Annotated in this window: 24 protein-coding genes; 14 read left to right on the top strand and 10 right to left on the bottom strand. The window is 68.1% G+C overall.

Features of this window, described 5'->3' with window-relative positions:
* The first annotated feature begins 62 nt into the window (after positions 1-62).
* The 4 genes from ACT009_RS13740 to ACT009_RS13725 all read left to right on the top strand — a co-directional run bounded on the left by ACT009_RS13740 (position 63) and on the right by ACT009_RS13725 (position 5,003).
* Entirely contained in the window at positions 63-1,643 is a 1,581-nt protein-coding gene (locus ACT009_RS13740) for a carboxylesterase/lipase family protein (protein ID WP_445194105.1), read from the top strand.
* Positions 1,644-1,712: 69 nt separating this feature from the next.
* Positions 1,713-3,119 carry a DUF4139 domain-containing protein gene (locus tag ACT009_RS13735; protein WP_445194104.1) on the top strand — a complete coding sequence of 469 codons (1,407 nt, stop codon included), beginning with the start codon at positions 1,713-1,715 and terminating at the stop codon, positions 3,117-3,119.
* Positions 3,119-4,639, top strand: a complete 1,521-nt coding sequence (locus ACT009_RS13730) for a DUF4139 domain-containing protein (protein ID WP_445191622.1) — start codon at positions 3,119-3,121, stop codon at positions 4,637-4,639. The genes ACT009_RS13735 and ACT009_RS13730 overlap by 1 nt, the downstream gene beginning before the upstream one ends.
* 124 nt (positions 4,640-4,763) lie before the next feature.
* The gene (locus ACT009_RS13725) at positions 4,764-5,003 is read left to right on the top strand and encodes a DUF6894 family protein (protein WP_445191621.1); all 240 of its coding nucleotides are present in this window, start codon (positions 4,764-4,766) and stop codon (positions 5,001-5,003) included.
* A gap of 56 nt (positions 5,004-5,059) precedes the next feature.
* On the opposite strand, the gene ACT009_RS13720 is transcribed toward ACT009_RS13725, so the two are convergent.
* Positions 5,060-5,431 carry a tRNA-binding protein gene (locus tag ACT009_RS13720; RefSeq protein WP_445191620.1) on the bottom strand — a complete coding sequence of 124 codons (372 nt, stop codon included), beginning with the start codon at positions 5,429-5,431 and terminating at the stop codon, positions 5,060-5,062.
* A gap of 106 nt (positions 5,432-5,537) precedes the next feature.
* On the opposite strand from ACT009_RS13720, the gene ACT009_RS13715 reads away from it, so the two are divergent.
* Positions 5,538-5,762 carry a hypothetical protein gene (locus ACT009_RS13715; RefSeq protein WP_445191619.1) on the top strand — a complete coding sequence of 75 codons (225 nt, stop codon included), beginning with the start codon at positions 5,538-5,540 and terminating at the stop codon, positions 5,760-5,762.
* Between the two features lie 4 nt (positions 5,763-5,766).
* Here the strand turns inward: ACT009_RS13715 and ACT009_RS13710 are convergent, their stop codons facing one another.
* From ACT009_RS13710 to ACT009_RS13700, 3 genes are all read right to left on the bottom strand, one after another.
* Positions 5,767-6,093: a Rap1a/Tai family immunity protein gene (locus ACT009_RS13710; protein ID WP_445191618.1), complete on the bottom strand. Its 327-nt coding sequence runs from the start codon at positions 6,091-6,093 to the stop codon at positions 5,767-5,769.
* A gap of 34 nt (positions 6,094-6,127) precedes the next feature.
* Positions 6,128-6,835 carry a hypothetical protein gene (locus ACT009_RS13705; protein WP_445191617.1) on the bottom strand — a complete coding sequence of 236 codons (708 nt, stop codon included), beginning with the start codon at positions 6,833-6,835 and terminating at the stop codon, positions 6,128-6,130.
* A 118-nt stretch (positions 6,836-6,953) separates the two neighbouring features.
* Entirely contained in the window at positions 6,954-7,217 is a 264-nt protein-coding gene (locus ACT009_RS13700) for a hypothetical protein (RefSeq protein WP_445194103.1), read from the bottom strand.
* 284 nt (positions 7,218-7,501) lie between these two features.
* Here ACT009_RS13700 and ACT009_RS13695 point away from each other — a divergent pair, with 284 nt between their 5' ends.
* From ACT009_RS13695 to ACT009_RS13680, 4 genes are all read left to right on the top strand, one after another.
* On the top strand, positions 7,502-9,280 hold the full coding sequence (locus ACT009_RS13695; protein WP_445191616.1) for a hypothetical protein: 1,779 nt from the start codon (positions 7,502-7,504) through the stop codon (positions 9,278-9,280).
* An 82-nt stretch (positions 9,281-9,362) separates the two neighbouring features.
* Positions 9,363-10,367: a sterol desaturase family protein gene (locus ACT009_RS13690; RefSeq protein ID WP_445191615.1), complete on the top strand. Its 1,005-nt coding sequence runs from the start codon at positions 9,363-9,365 to the stop codon at positions 10,365-10,367.
* A gap of 77 nt (positions 10,368-10,444) precedes the next feature.
* Positions 10,445-11,062, top strand: coding sequence for a hypothetical protein (locus ACT009_RS13685; RefSeq protein ID WP_445194102.1), 618 nt, complete (start codon positions 10,445-10,447; stop codon positions 11,060-11,062).
* Entirely contained in the window at positions 11,059-11,955 is an 897-nt protein-coding gene (locus ACT009_RS13680; RefSeq protein WP_445191614.1) for an MBL fold metallo-hydrolase, read from the top strand. Before ACT009_RS13685 ends, ACT009_RS13680 begins: the two co-directional genes overlap by 4 nt.
* A 66-nt stretch (positions 11,956-12,021) precedes the next feature.
* Here ACT009_RS13680 and ACT009_RS13675 read toward each other — a convergent pair whose 3' ends face one another.
* The 3 genes from ACT009_RS13675 to ACT009_RS13665 are packed head-to-tail and all read right to left on the bottom strand — an operon-like array spanning position 12,022 to position 16,353.
* A complete protein-coding gene (locus ACT009_RS13675; protein ID WP_445191613.1) occupies positions 12,022-12,966 on the bottom strand; it encodes a Vgb family protein in 945 nt (314 codons plus the stop codon).
* A complete protein-coding gene (locus ACT009_RS13670; protein WP_445191612.1) occupies positions 12,963-13,883 on the bottom strand; it encodes a sterol desaturase family protein in 921 nt (306 codons plus the stop codon). The genes ACT009_RS13675 and ACT009_RS13670 overlap by 4 nt, the downstream gene beginning before the upstream one ends.
* 16 nt (positions 13,884-13,899) lie before the next feature.
* Positions 13,900-16,353, bottom strand: a complete 2,454-nt coding sequence (locus ACT009_RS13665; RefSeq protein WP_445191611.1) for a TonB-dependent receptor — start codon at positions 16,351-16,353, stop codon at positions 13,900-13,902.
* Between the two features lie 233 nt (positions 16,354-16,586).
* Here ACT009_RS13665 and ACT009_RS13660 point away from each other — a divergent pair, with 233 nt between their 5' ends.
* Positions 16,587-16,985 carry a hypothetical protein gene (locus ACT009_RS13660; RefSeq protein WP_445191610.1) on the top strand — a complete coding sequence of 133 codons (399 nt, stop codon included), beginning with the start codon at positions 16,587-16,589 and terminating at the stop codon, positions 16,983-16,985.
* A gap of 146 nt (positions 16,986-17,131) precedes the next feature.
* Entirely contained in the window at positions 17,132-17,467 is a 336-nt protein-coding gene (locus ACT009_RS13655) for a UrcA family protein (RefSeq protein ID WP_445191609.1), read from the top strand.
* A gap of 138 nt (positions 17,468-17,605) precedes the next feature.
* Here ACT009_RS13655 and ACT009_RS13650 read toward each other — a convergent pair whose 3' ends face one another.
* From ACT009_RS13650 to ACT009_RS13640, 3 genes are read right to left on the bottom strand one after another with little or no spacing between them, the layout of a single operon-like run.
* Positions 17,606-19,174 carry a sulfotransferase gene (locus tag ACT009_RS13650; RefSeq protein ID WP_445191608.1) on the bottom strand — a complete coding sequence of 523 codons (1,569 nt, stop codon included), beginning with the start codon at positions 19,172-19,174 and terminating at the stop codon, positions 17,606-17,608.
* Positions 19,171-20,097: a response regulator gene (locus tag ACT009_RS13645; RefSeq protein ID WP_445191607.1), complete on the bottom strand. Its 927-nt coding sequence runs from the start codon at positions 20,095-20,097 to the stop codon at positions 19,171-19,173. The genes ACT009_RS13650 and ACT009_RS13645 overlap by 4 nt, the downstream gene beginning before the upstream one ends.
* Positions 20,087-21,637: an ATP-binding response regulator gene (locus tag ACT009_RS13640; protein ID WP_445191606.1), complete on the bottom strand. Its 1,551-nt coding sequence runs from the start codon at positions 21,635-21,637 to the stop codon at positions 20,087-20,089. Before ACT009_RS13640 ends, ACT009_RS13645 begins: the two co-directional genes overlap by 11 nt.
* Positions 21,638-21,826: 189 nt before the next feature.
* Between ACT009_RS13640 and ACT009_RS13635 the strand changes: the two genes are divergently transcribed.
* From ACT009_RS13635 to ACT009_RS13625, 3 genes are read left to right on the top strand one after another with little or no spacing between them, the layout of a single operon-like run.
* Positions 21,827-22,912: a putative urea ABC transporter substrate-binding protein gene (locus tag ACT009_RS13635; protein ID WP_445191605.1), complete on the top strand. Its 1,086-nt coding sequence runs from the start codon at positions 21,827-21,829 to the stop codon at positions 22,910-22,912.
* Between the two features lie 13 nt (positions 22,913-22,925).
* Positions 22,926-23,741: an ABC transporter permease gene (locus tag ACT009_RS13630; protein ID WP_445191604.1), complete on the top strand. Its 816-nt coding sequence runs from the start codon at positions 22,926-22,928 to the stop codon at positions 23,739-23,741.
* Entirely contained in the window at positions 23,738-24,538 is an 801-nt protein-coding gene (locus tag ACT009_RS13625; protein ID WP_445191603.1) for an ATP-binding cassette domain-containing protein, read from the top strand. The genes ACT009_RS13630 and ACT009_RS13625 overlap by 4 nt, the downstream gene beginning before the upstream one ends.
* The last annotated feature ends 6 nt before the right edge of the window (positions 24,539-24,544 follow it).

The raw sequence follows: 24,544 nt of genomic DNA, 5'->3' as shown, positions 1-24,544 counted from the left end.
CTTGACCATCGTCGCGACCGGCCAATAGGGTCGGCGTCAACTAGGTGGATGGGGATTGCGTGATGCGGATGCTGGGATCGATGATCGCGCTGGCGACGGCCTTCGCCTCCCCCGCCCAAGCCGCTGGCGACGCTGTCATCGCGGTCGAGGGCGGCAAGCTCGCCGGCACGCTCGACGAGCGCGACGCCGCGATCCACAGCTTCCGCGGCATTCCCTTTGCCGCGCCCCCGGTCGGCGACCTGCGCTGGCGCGAGCCCCAACCGGTCGCGCGCTGGTCGGGCGTCCGGCCCGCCAAGAGCTTCGCCTCGCGGTGCATGCAGTTGCCGCTGTTCTCCGACATGATGTTCCGCTCGCCCGGCATCAGCGAGGATTGCCTCTACCTCAACGTCTGGACCCCCGCCGCGCTCGACAAGCCGGCGCGCACCAAGCTGCCGGTGCTGGTCTATGTCTATGGCGGCGGCTTCCAGGCCGGCGACGGTTCCGAGAAGCGCTATGACGGCGCCGCCATGGCGAAGCGCGGCGTCGTCGTGGTGACGCTCAACTACCGGCTCGGCGTGTTCGGATCGATGGCGCATCCCGAACTGACCGCACAGTCCCCGCACCGCGCCTCGGGCAATTACGGGCTGCTCGATCAGGCGGCGGCGCTCGCCTGGGTCAAGCGCAACGTCGCGGCGTTCGGCGGCGATCCGGCGCGGATCACGATCGCGGGCGAATCCGCCGGGTCGATGTCGGTCAGCGCCTTGATGGTCTCGCCGCTATCGCGCGGCAACATCGCCGGCGCGATCGGCGAAAGCGGCGCGGTGCTGCAGAAGCTCACCCCGCCGCCGCTCGCGGAAGCCGAGGCGAAGGGCGCCGCCTTCGCGCAGCGCATCGGCGCGCCGACCGTCGCGGCACTGCGCGCACTGCCTGCCCAGCGGCTGCTCGACGAACAACGCACCGCCGAGGACCTGCCCTCCAACTTCATCCTGGATGGGTATTTCATGACCGAGCCGCCTGCGGTCACCTTCCAGGGCGGGCGTGCCGCCAGGGTGCCGCTGCTGGTCGGCTCCAATTCGCAGGAGGCACCGGGCACCGCGGTGATCGGCGACGCGCCGCCGACCGTCGCGACGTACCGCGCCGGCCTCGCGCGCACGTTGGGCGACAAGGCCGACGCGCTGTTCGCACTCTATCCCGCCGCCACCGATGCCGAGGTACTGCCCGCGGCGACCGCGCTGGCGAGCGACGATTTCCTCGCGCTGCCGACCTGGAAATGGTTCGATCTCCAGCGTCGCACCGGCGCACCGACCTTCTATTACTACTACACCAAGGTCCGCCCGCACGCGGTGGCCGACACCTCCGGCAGGCCGCTGCCGCTCGGCGCGGTGCACAGTGCCGAGATCGAATATGCGCTCGGCAATCTCGACGTGAACCCGCTCTACGTCTGGACCGACGCCGACCGCACCGTCTCGGCGACGATGAGCGGCTATTTCGCGAACTTCATCAAGACCGGCAATCCGAACGGCCCCGGCTTGCCGCGCTGGGATCAGGCCCCCGCCAGCGGCGACGACGTCCGCCGGCAGGTGATCGACGTCGACACCCGCAGCGTGCCGTTCGTCGAACAACGGCGCTACGTCGCCGCGGAGACGTTGCTCTACATGCACTGATTGCATCGCCCCTCCGCCGACGCCATGATGCCGCGCGAACGGGCCGAGGGGATGGTGATGCGGGCGAGCATGGGATTGGCGATCGCGATGATCGCGGCGAGCGGCGCGCTGGCGCAGCAGCCGCTACCGGCCCCCGCCGCCGCGCCCGCGGCGGGCAGCGCGCAGGGCGACGTTTCGGTCACGATCTACAACAACGACGTCGCGCTGGTGCAGGACGTGCGCCAGCTCGATCTCGCCAACGGCCGGGTGCGGCAGAGCTTCCCCGACGTCAGCGCACAGATCCGCCCGGAGACGGTGTCGCTGGTGGTACCCGACGCGACCATCGTCGAACAGAATTTCGATTACGACCTGCTCAGCCCGTCGAGCCTGATGGAAAAGGCGGTCGGCGAGACGATCACCCTGGTCCGCACCAACCCCGCCACCGGCGCCGAGACCCGCGAGCGCGCCCGCGTCCTCGCGGTCAATGGCGGTGTAGTGCTCGACATTGCCGGGCGGATCGAGGTGCTGCGCGACGACGGCCTGCCGGTGCGCGCGGTCTTCGACCGCGTGCCCGAATCGCTGCGCGCCCGCCCGACGCTATCGGTGATGCTAGCGAGCACCCGATCGGGCACCCGCCCCGCGCGGCTCTCCTATCTCAGCCGCGGACTCGGCTGGAGCGCCGACTATGTCGCGCTGTTCGACGACAAGGCGGGCAAGATCGACGTCCAGGGCTGGATCACGCTGCGCAACACCAGCGGCACCACCTTCGCGAATGCGAAGGCGCTGCTCGTCGCCGGATCGGTCGGCGACGAAAACGATACCGAGACCTACACGCCCCGTCCGCGCCGCCCGACCCGGACCCGCGCCGGCGTGGAAAGCGCCGCGCGCGAACAGCTCGGCGACTATTATCTCTACCCGCTCGCCGAACGCACCACGATCGCGGACAAGCAGACCAAGCAGGTCAGCTTTCTCGACGCGAAGGGGGCGTCCGCCACTTCGGGCTACCGGTTCGAGAATGGCTGGCTCGGCACCGGCACGGACCCGCGAAGCGCGCAAAGCGTGCTCCGCTTCGCCAATTCCGGTTCGGCCGGCCTGGGCGACGCGCTCCCCGCGGGCGTCGTCCGCGTCTATATCCGCGACGCGCGCGGCCAGCCGCAATTCACCGGCGAGAACCGGATCGATCACACCCCGCAGGGCTCGACGATCGCGCTGCCAACCGGCGACGCGTTCGACGTGAAGGTCCAGCCGGTGGTGGTGTCGCGCACCCGGATCGGCGACACGCGTTGGATCACCAAGATGCGCTACCGCGTCAGCAATGCGCGCGCGCGGCCGGTCACGGTCGAGCTCGCCCAGGCCGGCCTCGACTGGACCGACAGCCGAGTCACCGAGGAAAGCCGCAAGAGCGAACGCCCCAACGCCGGCACTGCCGAATGGCAGGTCCCGGTGCCCGCCAATGGGGAGAGCGTCGTCACCGCGACCTTCGACACCCGCTACTAATGAACGCGCGGCGGCTCCGCCTCGCGCTAGCGCTGGTGCTTGTCGGGCCATCGCCCGCAGCGGCGCAGGACCGCGTCGTCACCTCGACCGCACCGGGCGACATCGCGCTTACCGTCTACCGCGCGCCCTATGGCAGGGGCGCGCTCGACCTGCGCTGGCTCGGCGGCTTCGCGCTGGTGACCGAGAGCCGCCGCGTCCACCTGCCGCGCGGCCGCAGCGTGCTGCGCTTCGAGGGCGTGGCCGAGGGCATCGTCCCGGTCAGCGCGGTGATCGACGGCCTGCCCGGCGGGGTCGTCGAGAAGAACCGCGACGCCCGCCTGCTCTCGCCAGCGTCGCTGATCGACGGCAGTCTCGGCCGCGAGGTGACGCTGACCCGCACCGATCGCGCCACCGGACGATCGATCAGCGAGCAGGCCATGATCGTCGCCGGACCCGAACCCGGCGTCGTGCTGCGCACCCGGGCGGGGATCGAGACGCTGCGCTGCGCCGGCCTGCCCGAACGGCTCACCTACGACGGCGTGCCCGCCAACCTGTCGAGCAAGCCGGTGCTGAGCGTCACCACGGTCAGCCCCGTCGCGCGCACCGTCACCGTCCGGCTGAGCTACCTGGCCTCCGGCTTCGACTGGCGCGCCAGCTACGTCGCCACCATCAAGCCCGACGGCCGCACGCTCGACCTGTTCGCCTGGCTGACGCTCGCCAACGCCAATCCCGAGGCGTTCGCGGGCGCCGAGGTCAACGCGGTCGCGGGCCGGCTCAATCGGGACCAGGTTGAGACGATCCGCGCCGCCGCCGCGCCGCTGTCGCTGCGCTGCTATCCGCTGGGCACGACGACATCGGATCTCCGGCTCGAGAAACCGCGAGAAGTCGACATCATCGTCACGGCGTCGCGCGTGATGAATTCGCCATCGGCGGTGATGAACTTGTCGGTTCCCGCCCCGCCGCCCCCCCCGCCACCGCCTCCTCCCGAGAACGTCGGCGACCTGAAGCTGTACCGCGTGCCCGACCGCGTCACCGTCAGCGCGCGCGGGCAAAAGCAGGTCGCGCTGCTCGCCCGCGCCGACGTGCCGTTCGACCGGCGATACCGCCGCTCGATCTATCCCGGGCAGACCCTCGGCCCCTCGCCGACCACAACGGTGCTGGTGCTCCGCAACCGCAAAGAGGACGCGCTCGGCCTGGCGCTGCCGTCGGGCAGCACCGCCACCTATGCCGCGCGCGGCGACGACCGGTTCCTCCTCGGGCTGGGCGGTCTGACCGATCGCGCGGAGGGGGAAACCTTCCGGATCGCCGCCGGCATCAGCAACCAGGTCCTGATCGAACAGCGCAGGACCGTGGCCGGCACCGACGTCGTGACCGCGACCAATGCGTTGCGCGTGCCGGTGACGATCGAGCTGCCGATCGGCAGCGCCGGCAGCAAGATCACCTCGAGCGACAAGGCGATCGCGCCGGTCGACGGGATCCAGACCTGGTCGCGCGTGGTGGCACCCGGCGAACGCGTCGAGATCGTCTTCCGCTACGAGTGACCTCCGCACCGGCCAACTCGGGCGAACCAGCGGCTCCCCCGGACCGGGGGACCAACCAACATAGAGCAAGCCGCCGCGCGAACCGCGTTGTAAGTGCGCGTGAATTGCGGTTTGGTGAAGGTCTATGACGACCTTCTACCTGAACCTGCTCGGCCCGAGCCGCGATCGCACCCCGATCGAGGCCGGGAACCTCGAAGAAGCCCGCAACGAAGCGGTGCGCCATCTCGGCCGCTACCTGTCCGACCATCCCGGCTTCGCCGAAGAAGGGCATTGGCAGCTGAACGTGGAGAACGCCTCGGGCCAGTCGCTCGTCCACGTCATCGTCGCTACCGTCGTCCCGCGCGGCAAGGCCGCCGTGCCCTGATCACGCGCACCTGAAAACGATCGGTACATCTGCGGCTCTCGACAGACGCCTGCCCGTCAGAACAGCCGGCCGCCGTTCCGCACCAGCCGATCGGGGGCGAACAGCACCACCGCGCCCTGCTCGTCGGGAAAGCCCAGCGTCAGCACCTCCGACATGAACTTGCCGATCTGCCGCGGGGAAAAGTTCACTATCGCGGCCACCTGTCGCCCCACCAGCGTTTCGGCGGTGTAATGCTCGGTGATCTGCGCGCTCGATCGCCTGGTGCCGATCGCCGCGCCGAAATCGATCGTCAGCTTCAGCGCCGGCTTGCGCGCCTCGGGAAACGATTCGACGGCGACGATCGTGCCGACGCGGATGTCGACCTTCAGGAAGTCGTCGAACGCGATCGTCTCGGCGACCGGGTCGGTGGGATCGTGCGTCACGTGCATCGCGCGGCGATAGCCGATCGCCCCAGGCCGCTCCAGCCGCACCAGTTAAGGCGACGGTAGCATCGTCCTGTCATAGCGACGGGCTCACATCATCGGTGGCCCGACCATGTCCCTACTCGAATCCAGCCGCGCGGCGCAGCTCGTCGACTCGATCCACCGGCCCGAGCGGTCGACGCTGGCTGCGTGCCTGGCGCGCTGGACGACGCTCGACGGGTCCGCGCGCGCGCATTGCTATCTTGTCGTCGAGGGCGACGAGCCCGGCGCGCGCACGACGCTCAACGGCAGCCAGATCGCGCAGCTCGCGGGAACGCCGACGCCGATCGCCTATTGATCGGCTAGCGCCGCTTGCAGGGGAACGCGGCGCGCAGCGCGTCGCGGACCAGGAACGACGGCGCGACGTCCTTCTTGCCCGCATTCTTGCGCAGATATTTGCGCGTCACGGTGACGACTTCGATGTTCGACGCGCGCTGCGGCGACGGGCAGATCTGCCGCGACAGCGACAGCGTATCGAATTCGCCGAGGATATAGCCGGTACAGAAGTCGGCGGTGGCGTCGTTGTCCTTGCCGCGGCATTGCTCGACCAGGGCGGTCGTCGTCAGCGCACTTACCACGACGGGCGCCTTGGTCGGCGTCGCCAGCGCCAACATCATCGGCAGGATCATGCCCACTCCTCCTATGTTACCGATCGCCCGGCGCTCACCGGTCGCGCGCCTGGCTCAGATACTGGAGCAGCCGCACGCGCGGGAACACGTCGTCCAGGCTCCTGGTGTCGGGCGTGATATAGACCATACCGCCCGATTTGCGGAACATCGGGCTCAGCTGGTCCGCATAGAAGCGCGTGCCGATGTTAATGCAGCCCGCGCTGATGCGATTGTCATCCGGGGTCGGCGACAGCAGCCGTTCGACCCGGCGTTCCTGCTTGTGGGTGGTGATCACCGCGTGCAGCGCGACCGAGTTGGCGTAATCGACCCACAGCACCCGCTGCTTGCCGAACGCGCGGCCGAACTTCGCGACATATCGGCCGGCGGGAGTCGTCCGCTCGGCAGGACCGATATCGGCGAGCTCCTTGCCGCCCACCCCGGGCGTCGAATCGTCGCCGACCCCGATCCCGAGCAGTACCGGCGCCTGGCCGACCAGCACGCCCTTGCCGTTGAACAGCAGCAGCGAGGCGGTGGGCTTGTCGATGACCGCATAGGGGCGACCGCCATTGTCCTTGGCGGCGACCACCCAGTTCGCGACCCGGCGCGCCGCATCGGACTGCACCGCCATGATCGCCAGGCGGTCCCCCTCGGTCTTCACCGGGCCACCGGCAACGGCGGGGGCGACCGAGGGTTCATCGGTCAACGCCGGCTTGGTTGCCACACGCTTGGCCATCGCCGCCGGCACTGCCGACGACGTGGCCATGCCCAGCCACCCGAGGGCGGCCAGGCAAATGGTCCTAACGATGCGCGACCGACCTACGAGCACTGCCGCCTTGATCGCCAAGGACGGCCCGTGGTCGGCACGTTACGCAACCGGTGGCTCACCCGCGGGGCTTGCGCTGCCGCTGCTGCATCTGCTGCTCGAGGCCATCGACCCGCGTGTTGATCTGGTCGATCCGCTGTCCGTTCTGCTGCGCCTGTCCGGCGGCGGCCTGTGCCTGGCTCAATACCTGGCCCGAGGTACCCTCGACAGTGCGAAGACGCCCATCCATGCCGTCGATGCGCGAATTGACGGTCGCGATCTGGTCGTTGACATAGCCCTTGGTGGCGCATCCGCCGAGGGCGGTGGATCCGATCAGAAGCATCGCCAATGCCGAACGCCCTGCGATATTTTTTGTCATTACTCACCTCTTTTACGCCGTTGATGACCTCGCGAACGAGGGCCATGGCTCCCCGGCTTGGCAAACGCCAAGAGTTGGAAGGTGTGGGATATACGACGAGGAACTGGTTCGGTTCCGTACCGATCCGATAGTCACCAATGCCTCTAGAGCGGGCGATGAGCCGATTCGCGCGCGGGCTGCCAAGGCGATGGCTGTCGTGCGCATTGGTCGCTAGAGGGGGCAATCGGACTGAGGTGGGGGCACATCGGATGACGGATCGCGCTGGGCTGTCACCGCGCACGCTGATGACGGTCGGGGTTACCGGGCACCGGTTGCAACGCCTGGGCGTCGAGAATATCGGCGCGGTCGAAGCGTCGGTCGAGGCCATCTTGGTTGCGCTAGAGGATGCTGCCGGTCTTGCCGACCGCGGCGACCTGCGCCTGATCACCAGCCTCGCAGAGGGCGCCGACGCGATCGCCGCGGATGCCGCGGTCGCGCGCGACTGGCGGCTCGACGTCGTGCTGCCCTTCGCGCGCGAGATCTACGCGCATGATTTCCCGCCGGGCGAGGCTCGCGCCGCCTATGACGCCCGGCTCGACGCCTGCAGCGCGATTATGGAGCTCAACAGCGACCGCGACGCGCCGGGTGGCGACGGCCTCGCCTATGAACGCGCCGGCCGGATCGTGCTCGCACAGAGCGATCTCATCATCGCGATCTGGGACGGCGAGATCGCCTGGGGCCGCGGCGGCGCTGCGCAGATCGTCGCCGAGGCGGTGATCCGCGGCATCCCGGTAATCCACGTCGATCCGAAGGCCGCCGACGAACCGCGGCTGCTGTGGGACCGGCTACACCCGATCGATCGCGGCCAGCAGACCGTCGACTCCGTCGCCCGCAGCGATCTGTCGGCGCTCCCAGGGCTGGTCGCCGCGCTGGTCACCGCGCCCGTCGATCCGCGCGACCGCGAGCGGCTAAGCCGGTTCGAGGCGGCGATGCCCGCACGGCGCTGGTCGATCGCGATCGCCTATTCGCTGCTGCTGGCGATGATGGGCGTGCGCGGGCTGCGGCGCAGCGACATCGACCAGCGCTTCGACGCCGATCGCGCGGGGGAGCCGATCGCCGCTTTGTGCGCTACCGCCGCAGCGTTCGGCCAGCGGATCCGAAGCCTGCTGGCGGTCCGCTTTGCGCAGGCCGACGTCGCGGCGACGCGTGCGGCGCAGACCTTCCGCAGCGTCTACGTCGCCAATTTTGCGCTCGCGGCGCTGGCGGTGGTGCTGTCGCTCAGCAGCCTCGCGTTGCCCGGCGCCAAGCCCGCGCTGCTGGTGCTGGAGCTGCTCGCGATCGGCACGATCCTGCTCCAGACCCATGCCGGGCGGCGGCGCGACTGGCACCGGCGCTGGCTCGACAATCGCCAGCTCGCCGAACGGCTGCGCTGCCTCGCCATCTCGGCGCAGCTCGGCGATCTCGATCTGCGCAACGGTCGGCCCGATGCCGGCTGGGCCGACTGGTACGTCCGCGCCACCGCACGCGAGGTCGGGCTGCCGATGGCGCGGGTCGATGCCGCCTATCTCGATTGCGTCCGCGCCAGCCTGGTCGGGCTGCTCGACGATCAGATCGCGTATCTCGGCGCCGATGCACGGCGGATGCACCATCTCGAACATCGCCTGCACCGCCTCGGCACCTGGCTGTTCATGCTCACCGCCTTCGCCTGCGTCGCGATGTTCGCGGTCAAGATGCTGTCGCTGCGCTTCGGCGCGGCGGAAACGCTCGCCTATCAGCTCGGCAACGCAGCGACGATCATCGGCGCGGCGCTGCCCGCGATCGGCGCCGCGATCTACGGGATCCGCATGCAGGGCGATTTCTCCGGCACCGCCGCACGCAGCCGCGATCTCCGCGGCCAGCTGACCGCGGTCCGCGACCTGCTGGTCGGCGAGCCGCTCACCTTCGACACCCTCGCCGCCCGCACCCGCCGCGTCACCGGCCTGCTGACCAGCGACGTCATGAGCTGGATCCAGACCTACGAGGCCAAGCCGCTCGCCCTGCCGGGCTGACGCACGCGTACGTTCAATGACGTATGACGCCGCCGCGGCGTTGCGAATAGCTTGTCCTCATGATCGATTCACGGGGACAGCTATGAACGGAACCCGCGTAGGCAACCGGGTGATCGGCGCGCAGTCGCCGGTCACGGTCGGATGGGAGAACGTCCCGAAGGTCGTAGGCGGGCCGGTGAAGCAGTTCGTCTTCACCTGGTTCCAGCCGGCGGTATTGTTCGCGCTGATCGCCTTCTGGTACTACGCGCCGAATTCGATTGCCAAGGCATCGACCGCGATCGGCATCGGGATCGGCTTCAAGGCGCTGCTGCTCGCGCTCGAATGGGTCAATCCCCGCTTCGACAGCTGGCGGCTGACGTGGAAAGAGGCGTGCACCGACCTGTTCTACGTCGGGCTCGGCTACACCCTGCTGCGGATCGTCGACGGTTATGTGGGCAGCGATGCGGTCGCGGAATATCTGCAGGACGCGATGCACTGGGACAAGCTGACCTGGTTCATGACTTTGCCGCTGCTGGTGCAGGCGTTCCTGATCTCCTTCACCTTCGACTTCGGGCAATATTGGATGCACCGGGGCATGCACAATTTCCACCCGCTGTGGCTGACCCACGCGCCGCACCACTACATCACTCAGCTCAACATCAACAAAGGCGCGGTCGGCAACCCGGTCGAGCTGTTCCTGATCGGGCTCGGCGTCGGCGGGTTCTTCGATTTTCTCCCCCGCGCCGCGCTGCTCGCCGGCACCCTCGGCCTCGCGGTCGGCACCTATCAGCACGTCAACGTCCGCTTCAATTCGCCGCGCTGGTGGCGCTTCCTGTTCAACACCACCGAACATCACAGCGTCCACCATTCGCAGGATTTCGAGGCGAGCCGCAGCAATTATTCGGGCACCTGGATCGTGATCGACCGGATGTTCGGCACCTGCGTCGACGGCGAAGCCGAGCTGCTCGGGATGGAAGGCGGTCGCCGCATGTCGATCCAGGAGACGATGGTCTATCCGTTCGCCGAAGGGTGGAAGTCGTTCAAGCAGCGCGCCGGGCGGCTGGGTCGATCCGACGGCGACGAGGCCATGGCGGTGCCGGCCGAGTGATGCTCGGTGCCACCGCCCCGGCCGGCGTCGACGCGGCCGTGATCACCGACGATGTCCACCGATCGCGACGAGCCGCCTTGAACCTGCGCTTCATCGACTGGATCTGGCACGTCAGGGGCAGCCTGCCGCTTCCGCCAGGCCTGTCGCGCGGCGACGCCTTCGAGCGGCTCGATCCGGTCTTCCGCGAGACCGGCACCCGCCACCAACGCGCCGACGAGACGCTGGTCTTCAGCAAGAAGGACCAGGCCGCACAGGACAAGATGTCGATCTTCGACAGCGGTACGTTGCGGATCGAGGACGGCGCCGACGGCCCCGTGCTGCGCTACCATCTGATCAGCCGCGCGCTGCTGTTCTGCTTCCTCGCGCCGTTCCTGTTCCTCGCCATGGCGCAGGCGACGATCGCGCTCGGCAAGCACGAGAAGGCGGTCGCCGCCGCGGAGGCCAAGGCGGGCAAGAAGCCCAAGAAAGCCGAAAAGGCCGCGTTGCCGCTCAACCCGATCGACAAGGCGCTCGGTGCGCCCGCGCCGGAGAAGCCCAAGAAGAAGAAGGACGACGAGGACAAGAAAAGCCCGTCGCCGAAGCCCGCCTATGTCTTTGCCGGGATCTTCGCGACGCTGTATGTCGTCGGACGCATTCTCGAGGATCGACTGGTGAAAAACCTGTTCAGGAAAAGGCTGTCGGGCGCATCGTCATGACCCGCGTGCGTGCTCGGATCGCCGCCGCGGTCGCGCTCGTGCTGAGCGCCGCCGCGCCTGCCACCGTCGGCCCGCGTTTCGCCCCCTGGATCGCGGGCACCATGCCCGGCGAACCCGAGACCCAGGTGCAGCGGATCGACGCCGACACCTTCGTCATCCGCCAGTCGGTGCGGACCAATTTCGAGGCGCCCTTCCTCTATCTGCTGTTCGGTCGCGACCGCGCGCTGCTGATCGACAGCGGCGCGGGTGGCCTCGCGATCCGGCCGACCGTGGACCGGCTGATCGCGGACTGGCGCGCCCGCCACGGTGACCGCGCGGTGCGGCTGATCGTCGCTCATTCGCACGGCCATGGCGACCACCACGCCGGCGACGCCGAGTTCCGCGATCGCGCCGACACCGCGGTCGTCGGCCTGCGCCCCGCAGACGTCGCCGCCTTCTTCGGCATCGGCGATTGGCCGCGCGCAATTGGGCGCTACGATCTGGGCGGACGCGTGCTCGACATCGTCCCGACCCCCGGCCACGAGCCCGCACACATCATGGTCTACGACGGCCGGACGCGGCTGCTCTTCTCGGGCGACATGCTCTATCCGGGCCGCCTCTACGTCCCCTCCGACCAGATCGAGACCTTCCGCGCCAGCGCCCACCGTCTCGCCGCCTTCGCCAGGAGCCACGAGATCCGCGCGCTGCTCGGCGCGCATATCGAGATGACGACCACACCGGGGCGGGATTATCCTCACGAGGCCGCCACCCACCCAGCGGAACACCCGCTGACGCTCGCCCCGTCGGCCATTGCCGCGCTGAAAAAAGCAGTCGATGCCGAGGGCACGCCGCCGACCATAGACCGGCAGGCGGATTTCATCCTCTACCCGGTGCCGCCCCGCCCGCGTTCCTGACTGTGGACAATTTCGTCACCCCGGACTTGATCCGGGGTGACGGGAAAACGCGCAATCCTCACCGCCTCACTTCCCGATCTTCGCCGGCTTCGTCCACCACGACAGCGTGTGTACGTCGTGCGAGCTCGTCCACACCCCCGCATCGGTGTAGCGGAGCGCGCCGCTGCCGGTCGCCTTTCCCACCCGCGCCCGGATCGCGAGCGTGGCGGGATCGATCACCACGAACGTCTGGCCTGCAGTGGTGCGCAGCCAGATCTTGCCGCCGCCGGCATCGATGTCGCCATATTTCAACGACGGATCGACCTTCACTCGCCCCGACACGTCGCCGGTCGCGGGATCGATCCGTGCGACGGTGCCGTCCTCCTGTTCCTGGACCCAAACCCCGCCCTCGCCCGCGACGAGGAAGCCCGGCGCGCGACCGAGCGTGGTGCGGTGGACGACGCTGTTGGTCGCCGGATCGATCTTCTGGAGCGTCCGCCCCGCGGCGCTGACCGCCCAGAGCGATTCGAAGCCGAAGCTGAGATAGAAGGTGCCCGGATCGACCGGGATCGACGCGATTACCGCATTGGTGGCGGGATCGATCCGCGCGACCACGCCCTTCGCGTCGCTCGCCACCCAGATCGACCCCGCGCCCGTTGCGACGTTCAGCTCGCCCTCGGGATTGGCGATCCCGGTCGCGATCGTCGCGACCTTGGTGGCGGTCTTCGGATCGATCCGGACCACGGTGCGCTCGTCGCAATCCGCCACCCACAACGATCCGAACGCGATCGACATCGCGCCGCACGGGTGCGCCATTGCCACCTCGGCCTGCTTGCCGCGCCGGGACCAGCGCTCTACCCGCCCCTTGTTGGTCGCCCAGACACTCGATCCGTCCACCGCCAGGAAATCGGCGAAGCCGGGCACCTGGATCACCTTCTCCTTCGGCTCGGCCGCGACCGCAGGCGTCGCGGCAAGGCATCCTGCGACGACCGCCGCGATCGCGGATCGGGTCATGCCGTTCAGCCCGCTCATGCCGCGCGGTCCGCGATCATCGCGGGCGTGGGCGCTGGCGCGGTCTCGCTCTCGGGCTGGCGCCGTTTCGCCTGCACCGCGTCGATCACGGGCCGCAGCGGAAACAGCGTCTGTTCGACGATCGACAACCTCCGCCGCTCGCCCTGCCCGACCGCCTCCGCCTCGCCGTCGCGATAGGTGCCGAAGATCCGATCGAGCAGGATCAGCGAATTGCCGAAATTGCAGCGCGTCTCCTCATAGCCGACCGAATGGTGCAGGCTGTGGTTCCTGATCGTCGTGAAGAAATACGCATACCAACGCGGCGGATCGCAGCGGGTGTTGGCGTGCGCGAAGGTCGAGATCACCGACAGCACGTTGAAGCCGCAGAACACCGCCGGCACCGGCAGGTCGAACAGCGCGACGACGCTGAGGCTGATGAGGAACAGCTCGATCGGATTGCCAACCGCGCCCTTCATCGCGTTGAGCTGGGTCAGGTGATGATGCGGCGCATGGGTCAGCCAGAACGTGGCATTGTTGTGCATCAGCCGATGCATCCAATATTGCCCGAACTCGACCAACACCACGACCAGCGCGACCTGCAGCACGAAGGGCAGGTGCATCGCCCAGGGCGTGGCCAGCCCGATCGATGCCTTGGCCGCCTTCAACGGTTCCTCGGCGAAGGTCACGGTGGCCCAGGAAATCGCGGTGAAGCCGAGGATCAGATAGAACAGGTCGGTGAAGAACTCCTTCCTCGTCAACCGCCAGCTCGCATAGCGTTCGTTGAGCCATTCCAATCCAAGCACGATCGCCGTCGTGACCAGGATCGCGATCACCAGCGACGACGGTTCGGAGGTCCAGGCGGTCGGCCCGAACGCCCAGAAGAGCAGGACCGCCGCGACCATCAGCGGCTGCACGATGCTGAACAGGAACTGCCTCATAGCCGCTGCGCCTCCGTCATAGCCTTACCCGGAATTCGACGCCGACGCGACGCGGGGTGAGCACGCCGCGCGAAAAATAGCGCTCGACCACGTCGGTGCGAACCTGGTTGAACGACGAAATGTCGTTGCCGATCGAGGTGATCGCATATTTGTCGAATACATTGTCCGCGAACAGCCCGACATCGTAGCGGCCGGTGGTGTAGGTCAGCGACGTGCTGTGCGTGACATAGCCCGGAATTTTCTCGCCATTGCCGCGCAGGCCGACCCGCGAATAGATGTCGCCGCGGTAGACCGCCGCCCAGATCGCCTGAATCGATCGATCGTCACCCAGCGGGTAGTTGTACACCAGCCGCGCGCTGCCCGAATTCTTCGCCGATCCCGGCAGTCGATCGCCCTTCGATGCGTCGAACCGCTGCCCCTGGCTCACCACCAGCCCAGCCACGTCTTGGGTCAGATGCGCATCGACGTAGGAATAGGTGCCGATCAGGTCGAGATCGGGCGTGATCTTCAGCGCACCGCTGAAATCGAACCCCTTCGACACCGCGTTGGCGCCGTTGACGGTGATCCCGATCGCGCCGTTGACGGTCTGGCTCGGCACCTGCACCCCGCTCCAATCGACGTGGAAGCCGTCCAGCGTCAATTGCAGCCGCCGGTCGAAAAGGCTGGCGCGCGCTCCCAGTTCGAAGTTCCTGGTCTTGTCGGGCCCGAAGATCAGCTCGTTCGGAAGCGCGCAGAGGTTCTGCCCCGCTGCCAGCGGCAGGATACAGGGCACGACGCGATTGACGCCGCCGACGCGGTAGCCGGTCGTGTAGGTGAAGTACGCCAGCAGATTGTCGCTGAATTTGTAGGAGGTGTTGCCCTTCCAGACGAAGCCGTCCTTGCCGGTCGAACCCGTCCGGATGCGGCTCGGCGCGATCGTGATCGAGGGGAACGGCATGCGCCGGATACCGCCGCCGGTCAGCGGCAGATCGGAGCCACCGGAGACGTCGGCGTCATACTTGAAGTAGCGCAAGCCGCCGGTCACCTGCCACTTGCTGGTGATGTGCAGTGTCGCCTCGCCATACGCCGCCTTCTCCACCAGCTTGGTGCTGACGGCCGACAGGTATTCGAGATTGTCGGGCCGCGGGATGTCGTAATATTCCGCATAGCCGGGGGTGTATTCGAAGCGCGTCGATGCGAACTTCTGGCGATTGTAGAAGCCGCCGATCACCCAGTTGATCGGGCCACCATGCGTTGAGACCAGCCTGACCTCCTGGTTGAACTGCTTGGTCTGGTTGGCATTATTGGCATAAGACGAGAAGCTCGGGAACGCCTCGTAGCCATAGTCCAGATCGAGCAGCAAATCGGTGTTGTCGTCGACGCTGGTGTTCGCCTGCTTGGTATAGGCGGTGGTGCTGACGAGCTGCGCGACGTTGAAGACGTTCGCGAAGATTTCAGCGGAGAACAGGTCGGCCTTGCGACTGATGGGCTCGAGATAGCGCCACGGCCCCTCGTACCGCCCGGTGCCGAGCACCCCGGCGCCGTTCGCCTGCCGCCCGCCGGTCTTGGTGGTCTGGTGCGCGTAGGTCAGATACGCCTTCAGGTCGGGATTATATTCGAGCAACAGCTGGTTGCGCGTGGTGAAGGTGTGTTCGTAGTTCACATCCTCTTTGCGCTTGAAATTGGCCAGGTAATCGTCGGTACCGCCGAGACCGCCGGTCGAGCCTTCGCTTGCACGGACCGGCTGCGGATCGGAGACGCCAGGCTGCTTCAACAGGTAGTTATAGTCGATGAAGCCGGCATTGTCGTAATAGCCGGTGGCGGTACGGAACGCGATGTGGTCCGCGACGATCGGCAGGTTGAGCGAGAAATCGCCGACCCCGCCGAGCTGGTCCGAATGCGACTGCGCATAGCCGCGCCCATGCACCTCCGCCGAGATCCCGGTCGCATCCGGTCGGTTGGGCAGATATCGCACCGCGCCCGCCAGCGTGCCGAGCCCGTACAGCGTGCCCTGCGGCCCCTGCAGCACCTCGACCCGGGCGATGTCGATCAGCTTGAAATCCAGGTAGAGCGGAACTTCACCCAGATAAACGCCGAGCGCATTGTTGGCATTTGCGCCGGTGTCGTTGGTGTCCGCCGACGAGATGCCACGTAGGATGATCTGCCCCGCGCTGGCCGGCCCGGTGTCGGCCACCGTGACGCCCGGCGTGAACGAGGCGAGCGAGCGGATGTCGTCGAGCCGCTGGTTCTTGATCGTCTCCGCGCTGATCGCGCTGATGTTGATCGGTGCGTCCTGCAGCGTGGTCTGGCGGCGGCTGCCGGTGACGATGATGTCGTTGTTGTCGGCTTCCTCGGCGACCGGGGGCTCGACCGGGCTGGGGCTCGCGGCCTGCGCGGTGGTGGGCACCTCCTGCGCGAAGGCCGGCGACATCGCACCGGTCGCGAGCGCGGTCGCACATAGCAACGCGGTGCGAGGAAAACCTCCAGCCATAGTCTTTGCCCCTTGTCTTGTTCTTGTCCGTCGAGGCCTCCTGGAACACCCCACCCCGTCGCCCCGGCTTCTTCGAGCCGTTCACGTATTACGGATAAGCTAAACGATAATAATGCAGCGACGACATGGGGTGTTTGACGTAAGCCGGAGGCCTGCGACGGCGGCGAAAAACCGCCTTCCCCTACGTCAAACGGCCCATTCCGCCGGAAGCGACCGATCCGCATTCTCGCACGATGCCACATCGTCTCCCTTCGTCATCCGCCGCGCTCACCGTGCGGTCGCTTCTCGCCCTCGCCACGCTCGCGCTACCCAGCCTCGCCGCGGCGGCGCCTGATGCGCGGCTGGTGCATTGCGGTGCGCACACCTGTCTGCGCCTCACCGGCAGCCGGGCAGACGCCGCGGTGCTGGTGAGGGTCGCGGGCCGCGCGATGCCGGTCGAGGGCGCGCGGTCGTGGCGGGTGGACCTGCCGCTCGCGGCCACCAGCGGCATCGCCGATCCGTCCGGTCAGACCGTGACGATCACGCTCGCCGATCCGCGCACCGGCACCGAGCGGACCGACACCGCGATCCTGCCGCCGGGTGCGCTCGGCAAGCCGGTCGAGCTTGCGAGCCTTACCGTCTATGCGCACTGAATTGAGATTTGGTATTAACCGGAGCCGACAATACTACCGAACCACAGTAAAGATAATAAAGCGCCGCCAACTTGTACTTGCCTCTCCTGGGGATTAGATAGTCGCGACCTGCTCGCCACAGAGCGCGGGGATGTACGCAGGAGACGATGATGATGAAGCTTGGCATGGCGGCGCTCGCCGCGATCGTGGCGACGACCCCGGCACTCGCCGCACCGACCGACAACCCGTTCGCGGCCAACCAGGCGAAGCTCAGCCTTCGCGGGCTCGATCTCACCAGCGTCGACGGCCAGCAGCGCCTCGCCATCCGCATGGACCAGGCGGCACGCGCGGTCTGCGGCGAGGGCATGAGCTCGATCCACCTCGCGCTCGAGGCGCAAGCGCGCTCGTGCCGCGCGGACGTCTATGCCGACATCCGCGCCCGCATCGCGACCGCGACGGCGGCGGCGACCACCGCGAAGCCGACCCAGCTGGCCTCGCGCTAAGCAACCCTCCCTTAAAAGGGGAGGTGGCAGTCCGAAGGACTGGCGGAGGGCTGACACCTTGTCCGGACAGCGGGTTACCCCTCCGTCCGGCTGACGCCGGCCACCTTCCCCTTGCAGGGGAGGATCAGGTTCCCCGCCTCACTCCACCGGAATACCCTGCGCCTCGAAGAAGGCGCGGACCGGCTCCAGCGCCACCGCGTGCCGGCGCCACCGCGCCACCGAGTCGCGATAGATCGGGCGACGCACCTGTGCCGCACTCGGCGTCGACACCGCGCCCGCATGCCGGTGGAAATCGAGACACGAATCCGCCCAGTCCAGCCCGCAATGCGCGAGCAGCCGGCGCGTCTCGCCCTCCTGATCGTCGATCAGCGCCTCGTAGCGTAGCTCCATGATCCGGCCCGGCAGCGCCGCGCGCCAGAATGCCATCAGCCGCTCGAACCGCGCGTAATAGGCAGCGATGTCGAGCAGGTCGTAGCTATAGTCGTAATAGCGCGATCCGGTCGCGAATAGGTTGCGGAAGTTGGCGAGCACCGTGTCCATCGGATTGCGCCTGAGGCAGACGATCGCCGCGTTCGGCAACGCGCGCGCCGCGATCCCCGCATAGAAGAAGTTGCCCGGGAACTTGTCGACGAAGCGCCGATCCGGGGCGCGCCGGAAATGTGCCGCGCGCGCCACATAGTCTCGCCCGATCGCACCAGGATCGCTCGTCGCGGCGACAGCGACCGTCTCCCCGTCGAGCACCGTGCGGCTCCGCGTCCCCGCCGCGGCCTTCACCGCCAGCGGCAGCGCCTGCAGCTCGCCGACGCTCTCGACACCGGAATGCGACGCCAGGATGCGATCGACCAGCGTCGTGCCGGTCCGCGGCATCCCGATCACCAGGATCGGCGCCTCGCTCGTGGCACGATTGACCGGCGCCGCCGCGATTCGCGGCCAGGCCGCCTCCACCGCCGCGAAGATCGCCTCGTCCCGCGCAACATCATAGGCGAGCCGCTCGCGATGCGCGGCATTGACCGCGATCAGCCGCTCCAGCGCCTCGTCGGCGAGCCCGACATCCTCCAGCTCCTTGGCGAGCGCATAGCCGGTCAGCAACCGATCCGCCCCCGGCGCGGCGCGATCGTGCACCGCGCGCAGGCGCCCGACATGATTGTGCGTCGCGGTCTGCTTGCGCAGCCCCGCCAGCAGATGATGCGCGCGGGCATCGTCGGGCGCCCGTGCGACGATCGTCTCGATCGCCGCCTCCGCCTCCTCGGTGCGCCCGAGGAAGCTCAGCGTCGCCGCGAGATTGTAGCGGAAGGCGTCGTTCGCCGGATCGAGACCGACCGCGACGACGAAATGCGGCAGCGCCGCCGCGTGATCGCCGAGCCGCGCATAGACGCACCCCATCGTGTCGCGCCCCAGCGCATCCGCGGGCGGTCGCGCCTCGGCCGCGCGCAGCGTCTCGGCGGCGTCGCCGTCGCGCCGCACCAGCGCGTAGAGCCGCGCCAATTGCGCGCGGTATTCGCCATGCGGATCGTTCGCGATCGCGCGCTCGATGTGGCCGATCGCATCGACGATCCGCCCGCTCTCCGCATCCGCCATGCCGACCAGGAAATGCCCCTCTGCGCGCGCCGATCCGCCGGCGACCATCGCCGCCCCCCGCCGCCGCGCGCCGTCCAGGTCGCGGGCCGCGAGCAGCGCCAGGCTCTCCGGACTCAACGGCGCGATCATTGCGACAAGGTCGCAACCGCGATCGCGGTCGCGGACGCACGGTTCTCGACGCCCATCTTCTCGAAGATCTGCTCGAGATGCTTGTTCACCGTCCGCGGACTGATCTGGAGGATCTCGCTGATCTCGCGGTTCTGCTTGCCGCGGCTGATCCACACCAGCACCTGCGCCTCGCGCGAGGTCAGGCCGTGGCGCTCGGCGAGCAACCGCTCGGCATCGCCCTCGCGCCGTTCCGCCAGCCTGTACAGCCATTGCCCCGCGCTGGTCCGGCGCAGCATCGTGCAGTCGATCGCGCAGTCCCCGACCTCCACCGTCGCCTGCGCGCCGGGCGGCACCTCGGCCCCACGCAGCCGCGCCGCAGCGCCCCCGAGCGCATCTGGCAACCGCCCGCTGCCCGGGTTCCAGCCGGCGAAGTTGCGCGCGATCATCGCGGTGGCAAGCGGCGTCAGCCATTCGATGGCACCGTCGTCGTCGAGCGCGAAGGACGGCCGGCCGGCCGTGTCGAGCGCGAGCTGGCTGCCCTGCGCGATCCGCGCGTTCGCCAGGTGAACCGACACCCGCGCCAGCAGCTCGTCGACCACGATCGGCTTGTGGACGTAATCCACCCCGCCTGCGTCGAGCCCCTGGACGACGTGCTCGGTCTCGGTCAGCCCGGTCATGAAGATCACCGGCAGGTGCCGGAACCGGCCGTCCGCCTTGATCCGGCGCGTCGTCTCGAACCCGTCCAGTCCCGGCATCACCCCGTCCATCAGAATCAGATCGGGGGTGATGTGATCGAGCAGGTCGAGCGCGGCGAGCCCGTCGATCGCGATCAGCACCGTCATCCCGGCATGTTCGAGCGTCGCGGTCAGGAAGCTGAGCGATTCGGGCGTGTCGTCGACCACCAGGATCGTCGCGCGCACCCCGCCGCCCGGGTTAGTCGCCATCGCCGATCCTCCGGGCGAGCGCGCGCAGGTCGAAGCGTTCGAGCATCCGCCGCATCTCCGCGACCGCCGCCGCGCTCTCCGGCACCGCGGCCTCCAGATCGTCGAGCACGGTGGCGATCGCGCGGACATGGCCGACCTTGATGTGCCGCCGCAGCGGATCGAGATACGGTGCCGCCGCCACCGGCAGCGCCGCGCCATCGCCGCCCTCGATATCGGCACCGTCCCCGCCAACCGCCGCGATCCAGCCGATGCCCAGCTGCCGGCCGGCGACGTCGAGCAGCGCGTCGAAATCGACCGGCTTGGTCAGGAACGCGTCGTGATCCGCCGCACCGTCGCCGCCCGCGCGATATTCGTGCGCATTGGCCGATACCATGACGATCCGCAGCGCCGGCCCGAAGCGGGCACGCAGATCGGCCGCGACCTGCCAGCCGTCGCGCCCCGGCATCTGCACGTCGAGCAGCACCAGATCGGGCGCGCACCGCTCCGCCAGCGCCACCCCCTCCGCCCCGCCGGTCGCCGCGAAGACCTGGAAGCCGAGCGGCCGCAACAGATGCTGGACGACCACCAGCTGCGACGAATTGTCGTCGATGATCAGGATCGTCTTGCGGTCCCCCCGATAGCCGATCAGCCGGTCGTGGGTCGGCGTGCTCTCGGGCGGCTCCATCGGCTCGGGCAGCAGCATCCGGAACTGGAAGCTGCTGCCCCGCCCCAGTTCGCTGGTCGCGGTGACTTCGCCGCCCAGGATCCGCGCCAGCACCCGTGTGATCGCCAGGCCGAGCCCGATCCCGGGCTGCAACGCCGCCTCGGGCGAGCTGCCGCGTTCGAACGGCTCGAAAATCCGGTCGATATCGTCGGGCGCGATGCCGATGCCGGTATCGGTCACCTCGATCAGCGCGGTCTGGCTGCGATACCTGACGGTCAGCGTCGCGCCGCCGACCTGGGTGTATTTGATCGCGTTCGATAGCAGGTTGATCAGGATCTGGCGCAGCCGCTTCTCGTCGGCGCGCACGAACGGCGGCAGCCGCCCTTCGACCTTGTACGCCAGCGTCAGGTTCTTCGCCGCCGCCTGCATCCGGAACATGTCGACGATATGATCGAGCAGCGCGGGCAACCGCACCACGTCGCGCCGCAGCTGGAGCACGCCGCTCTCGATACGCGAGATGTCGAGCAGTCCTTCGACCAGGTTGGTCAGATGCTCCGCCGACCGTCGGATCACCCCACCCGCCTCGACCGGCGGGATCGCGTCGTCGCGTTCGAGCAGCTGCGCATAGCCGTAGATCGCGTTCAGCGGACTGCGGATCTCGTGGCTGACCGCGACGAGGTAGCGGGTCTTCGCCGCGTTCGCCGCCTCCGCCGCTTCCTTGGCGTGGCCCAGTTCGTCATAAGTCCGGCGGTGCGCGGCGATCTCGTCCTGCAACAGCTCGGTCTGGCGCCGGCACTCGCCCTCGGCATCGCGCCGCGCCCGCTGCACCAGCGCGATCACGACCGCCGCGACGAGGGCGCCCGCGAGGACCAGCGATGCGGTGAGCGCGATCGACACCGCAGCCCGTCAGCGCCGCCGAACGCGCGACCGCGAGGTGCGCGAATGACGCATTGCAGCATCCCTGTACGAGGTGACACGACCCATAAATTATCCGTACATGTTATTACCCGATTGCACAAACGTAATATCGGCGTCAAAGTCGGGTCGATCAGATCAAGTCCTCTCGCGAGCAACGGGGAAAACAAGATGGCGAACCCGATCCGAAACGCCCGCATCGCCAGTGCCGCGATCGCCCTGCTGCTGACCAGCGGGTGCGGCGGCAGCGACCAGCAAAATGCTGCGCCGCGAAAGGATTTCTCGATCGGATGGTCGATCTATGCCGGCTGGATGCCTTGGCCCTATGCACAGCAGGCCGGGATCGTGAAGAAATGGGCCGACAAATACGGGATCAAGATCAACGTCGTTCAGGTCAACGACTATGTCGAATCGGTCAATCAGTTCAACGCGGGCAAGCTCGACGGGGTGACCGTCACTAACATGGACGCGCTGACCATCCCCGCGGCAGGCGGCAAGGATACCAGCGCGATCATCGTCGGCGATTATTCGGACGGCAATGACGGCATCGTGCTGAAGAACGCCGCCGGGCTCGCCGACATCAAGGGCCGCACCGTCTATCTCGTCGAACTGTCGGTCTCGCATTACCTGCTCGCGCGCGGGCTCTCGACGGTCGGGATGAAGCTGTCCGACGTGAGGACGGTCAACACCGGCGATGCCGACATCGTCGGCGCCTTCGCCAACCCGAACGCGACCGCGGCGGTCACCTGGAATCCGCAGCTGACCGAGATGGCGAAGGCGCCGGCGACCAAGCTGGTGTTCGATTCGCACCAGATCCCCGCCGAGATCCTCGATCTGCTCGCGGTCGACACCGCGACGCTGAAGGCCAACCCCAATCTCGGCAAGGCGCTGGCCGGGATCTGGTACGAGACGATCGGCCTGATGCAGCAGCAGACCCCCGCCGGTGCCGCCGCGCGCGCCGCGATGGCGAAGATGGCCGGTTCCACCCCGCAGGGCTTCGACGCGCAGCTCGCCACCACCCATCTCTACGGCACGCCCAAGGACGGGGTCGCCGCGATCACCTCGCCGGCGCTCGGCAGCACGATGACCAAGGTGCGCGACTTCAGCTTCGCCAAGGGCCTGTTCGGCGCGGGCGCGAAATCCGCCGACGCGGTCGGTATCGCGCTGCCCGGCGGCAAGACCATCGGCGATCCCGCCAACGTGAAGCTGCGCTTCGACCCGACCTTCATGGAAGCCGCCGCGGCGGGCAAGCTCTGAGGAGGCCGCCGCGATGCGCTGGGTGAACGTCAGACCGAGGCGCGGCAGCGCGATCCTGCTCGGCACGATGCCGCTGCTGGTCGTCGTCATCCTCTATCTGATCGCCTCGGCGGTTCGCCACGCGAGCAACGGCGCGGACAAGATCCTGCCGACACCGCTGGCGATGATCGCGGCGATGCGCGGGCTGATCGTCGACGTCGATCCCTTGAGCGGCCGCATCGCCTTCTGGGCGGATACCGCCGCCAGCCTAGAACGGCTGGGGCTCGGGCTCGGCATCTGCGCGCTGTCGGCGTTGCTTGTCGGCATGATCCTGGGCGTCCTGCCCGCCGCGCGCGCCACCTTCGGCCCGCTGGTCACGACGATCGCGGTCATCCCGCCGATCGCGCTGCTACCGATCCTGTTCATCGTCTTCGGCCTCGGCGAGACCGCGAAGGTCGCGCTGATCGTCGTCGGCGTCACCCCTTTCCTGATCCGCGACCTCGCTGAACACATCGCCTCGCTGCCACGCGAACAGCTGATCAAGGCGCAGACCCTCGGCGCCAACAGCCTGCAGGTCGCGCTGCGGGTCGCGCTGCCCCAGGCGTTACCGCGGTTGATCGCCGGGCTGCGGCTGTCGCTTGGGCCGGCCTGGGTCTATCTGATCTCGGCGGAAGCGATCGCCGCGGACACCGGGCTCGGCTACCGGATCTTCCTCGTCCGCCGCTATCTGTCGATGGACATCATCATCCCTTATGTGGCGTGGATCGCGCTGCTCGCGATCCTGATCGACGTCGCGCTGATGCAGGTCAGCCGCCGCGGGTTCGCCTGGGCGACGCAGGTCGATCGATGACCGCCGAGATCCTCACCTTCGACAATGTCTGGCTCGAATATGACGACAAGGTCGTGCTCGAACGCGTCGATGTCGGCATCGCGGAGGGCAGCTTCGTCTCGATCGTCGGGCCGTCGGGCGCGGGCAAGAGCAGCTTCCTGCGGCTGACGCTCGGCCAGGAGGCGCCGACCCGCGGCCGCATCCTGCTCGACGGCACGCCGCTGACGCCCGAATGCGGCCCCGATCGCGGCGTCGTGTTCCAGCGCTATTCGGTGTTCCCGCACCTCACCGCGCTGCGCAACGTGATGTTCGCGCGCGAATGCGCCGGCGCGCCGCTGCTCGGCCGGCTGTTCGGCGCCGCCCGCCGCCGCGCCGCGGAGGAAGCGACCGCGATGCTCGCGGAGGTCGGGCTCGCCGATTCGCTCCACCTCTACCCCGCGCAATTATCCGGCGGCATGCAGCAACGCCTGGCGATCGCGCAGGCGCTGATCGCCAGGCCGCGCGTGCTGTTGCTCGACGAGCCGTTCGGCGCGCTCGATCCCGGCATCCGCCGCGACATGCACCGCCTGATCCTGCGCTTGTGGGAAGAGCATAGGCTCACCGTGATGATGGTCACGCACGACATCACCGAAGCCTTCAAGCTCGGCACCCGCGTGCTCGCCTTCGACAAGCGGCGGGTCGATCCGCACGCCCCGCACCGCTTCGGTGCGACCGCGGTCTACGATCTGCCGCTCAAGAACAAGCTACCGCTCGACACGCCGGAGGTTTCGATCTCCGGTATTACGATTGACACAATCAGTAATAACAACCAGAGGTGAATCCCG

It is taken from the genome of Sphingomonas sp. Tas61C01 (assembly GCF_052567495.1).
The sequence above is the reverse complement of the archived record's forward strand: the minus strand, read 5'-3'. Positions and strand labels throughout refer to the sequence as shown.

What these genes read in the sequence shown, in the direction of transcription:
- ACT009_RS13740 (WP_445194105.1), top strand. Translation starts at nt 63, where the DNA reads ATGCGGATGCTGGGATCGATGATCGCGCTGGCGACGGCCTTCGCCTCC.
- ACT009_RS13715 (WP_445191619.1), top strand. Translation starts at nt 5,538, where the DNA reads ATGTCCCTACTCGAATCCAGCCGCGCGGCGCAGCTCGTCGACTCGATC.
- ACT009_RS13630 (WP_445191604.1), top strand. Translation starts at nt 22,926, where the DNA reads ATGCGCTGGGTGAACGTCAGACCGAGGCGCGGCAGCGCGATCCTGCTC.
- ACT009_RS13735 (WP_445194104.1), top strand. Translation starts at nt 1,713, where the DNA reads ATGGGATTGGCGATCGCGATGATCGCGGCGAGCGGCGCGCTGGCGCAG.
- ACT009_RS13625 (WP_445191603.1), top strand. Translation starts at nt 23,738, where the DNA reads ATGACCGCCGAGATCCTCACCTTCGACAATGTCTGGCTCGAATATGAC.
- ACT009_RS13645 (WP_445191607.1), bottom strand. Translation starts at nt 20,097, where the DNA reads ATGGCGACTAACCCGGGCGGCGGGGTGCGCGCGACGATCCTGGTGGTC.
- ACT009_RS13680 (WP_445191614.1), top strand. Translation starts at nt 11,059, where the DNA reads ATGACCCGCGTGCGTGCTCGGATCGCCGCCGCGGTCGCGCTCGTGCTG.
- ACT009_RS13650 (WP_445191608.1), bottom strand. Translation starts at nt 19,174, where the DNA reads ATGATCGCGCCGTTGAGTCCGGAGAGCCTGGCGCTGCTCGCGGCCCGC.
- ACT009_RS13705 (WP_445191617.1), bottom strand. Translation starts at nt 6,835, where the DNA reads ATGGCCACGTCGTCGGCAGTGCCGGCGGCGATGGCCAAGCGTGTGGCA.
- ACT009_RS13635 (WP_445191605.1), top strand. Translation starts at nt 21,827, where the DNA reads ATGGCGAACCCGATCCGAAACGCCCGCATCGCCAGTGCCGCGATCGCC.
- ACT009_RS13730 (WP_445191622.1), top strand. Translation starts at nt 3,119, where the DNA reads ATGAACGCGCGGCGGCTCCGCCTCGCGCTAGCGCTGGTGCTTGTCGGG.
- ACT009_RS13670 (WP_445191612.1), bottom strand. Translation starts at nt 13,883, where the DNA reads ATGAGGCAGTTCCTGTTCAGCATCGTGCAGCCGCTGATGGTCGCGGCG.
- ACT009_RS13720 (WP_445191620.1), bottom strand. Translation starts at nt 5,431, where the DNA reads ATGCACGTGACGCACGATCCCACCGACCCGGTCGCCGAGACGATCGCG.
- ACT009_RS13660 (WP_445191610.1), top strand. Translation starts at nt 16,587, where the DNA reads ATGCCACATCGTCTCCCTTCGTCATCCGCCGCGCTCACCGTGCGGTCG.
- ACT009_RS13665 (WP_445191611.1), bottom strand. Translation starts at nt 16,353, where the DNA reads ATGGCTGGAGGTTTTCCTCGCACCGCGTTGCTATGTGCGACCGCGCTC.
- ACT009_RS13655 (WP_445191609.1), top strand. Translation starts at nt 17,132, where the DNA reads ATGATGATGAAGCTTGGCATGGCGGCGCTCGCCGCGATCGTGGCGACG.
- ACT009_RS13690 (WP_445191615.1), top strand. Translation starts at nt 9,363, where the DNA reads ATGAACGGAACCCGCGTAGGCAACCGGGTGATCGGCGCGCAGTCGCCG.
- ACT009_RS13675 (WP_445191613.1), bottom strand. Translation starts at nt 12,966, where the DNA reads ATGAGCGGGCTGAACGGCATGACCCGATCCGCGATCGCGGCGGTCGTC.
- ACT009_RS13700 (WP_445194103.1), bottom strand. Translation starts at nt 7,217, where the DNA reads ATGCTTCTGATCGGATCCACCGCCCTCGGCGGATGCGCCACCAAGGGC.
- ACT009_RS13725 (WP_445191621.1), top strand. Translation starts at nt 4,764, where the DNA reads ATGACGACCTTCTACCTGAACCTGCTCGGCCCGAGCCGCGATCGCACC.
- ACT009_RS13710 (WP_445191618.1), bottom strand. Translation starts at nt 6,093, where the DNA reads ATGATCCTGCCGATGATGTTGGCGCTGGCGACGCCGACCAAGGCGCCC.
- ACT009_RS13695 (WP_445191616.1), top strand. Translation starts at nt 7,502, where the DNA reads ATGACGGATCGCGCTGGGCTGTCACCGCGCACGCTGATGACGGTCGGG.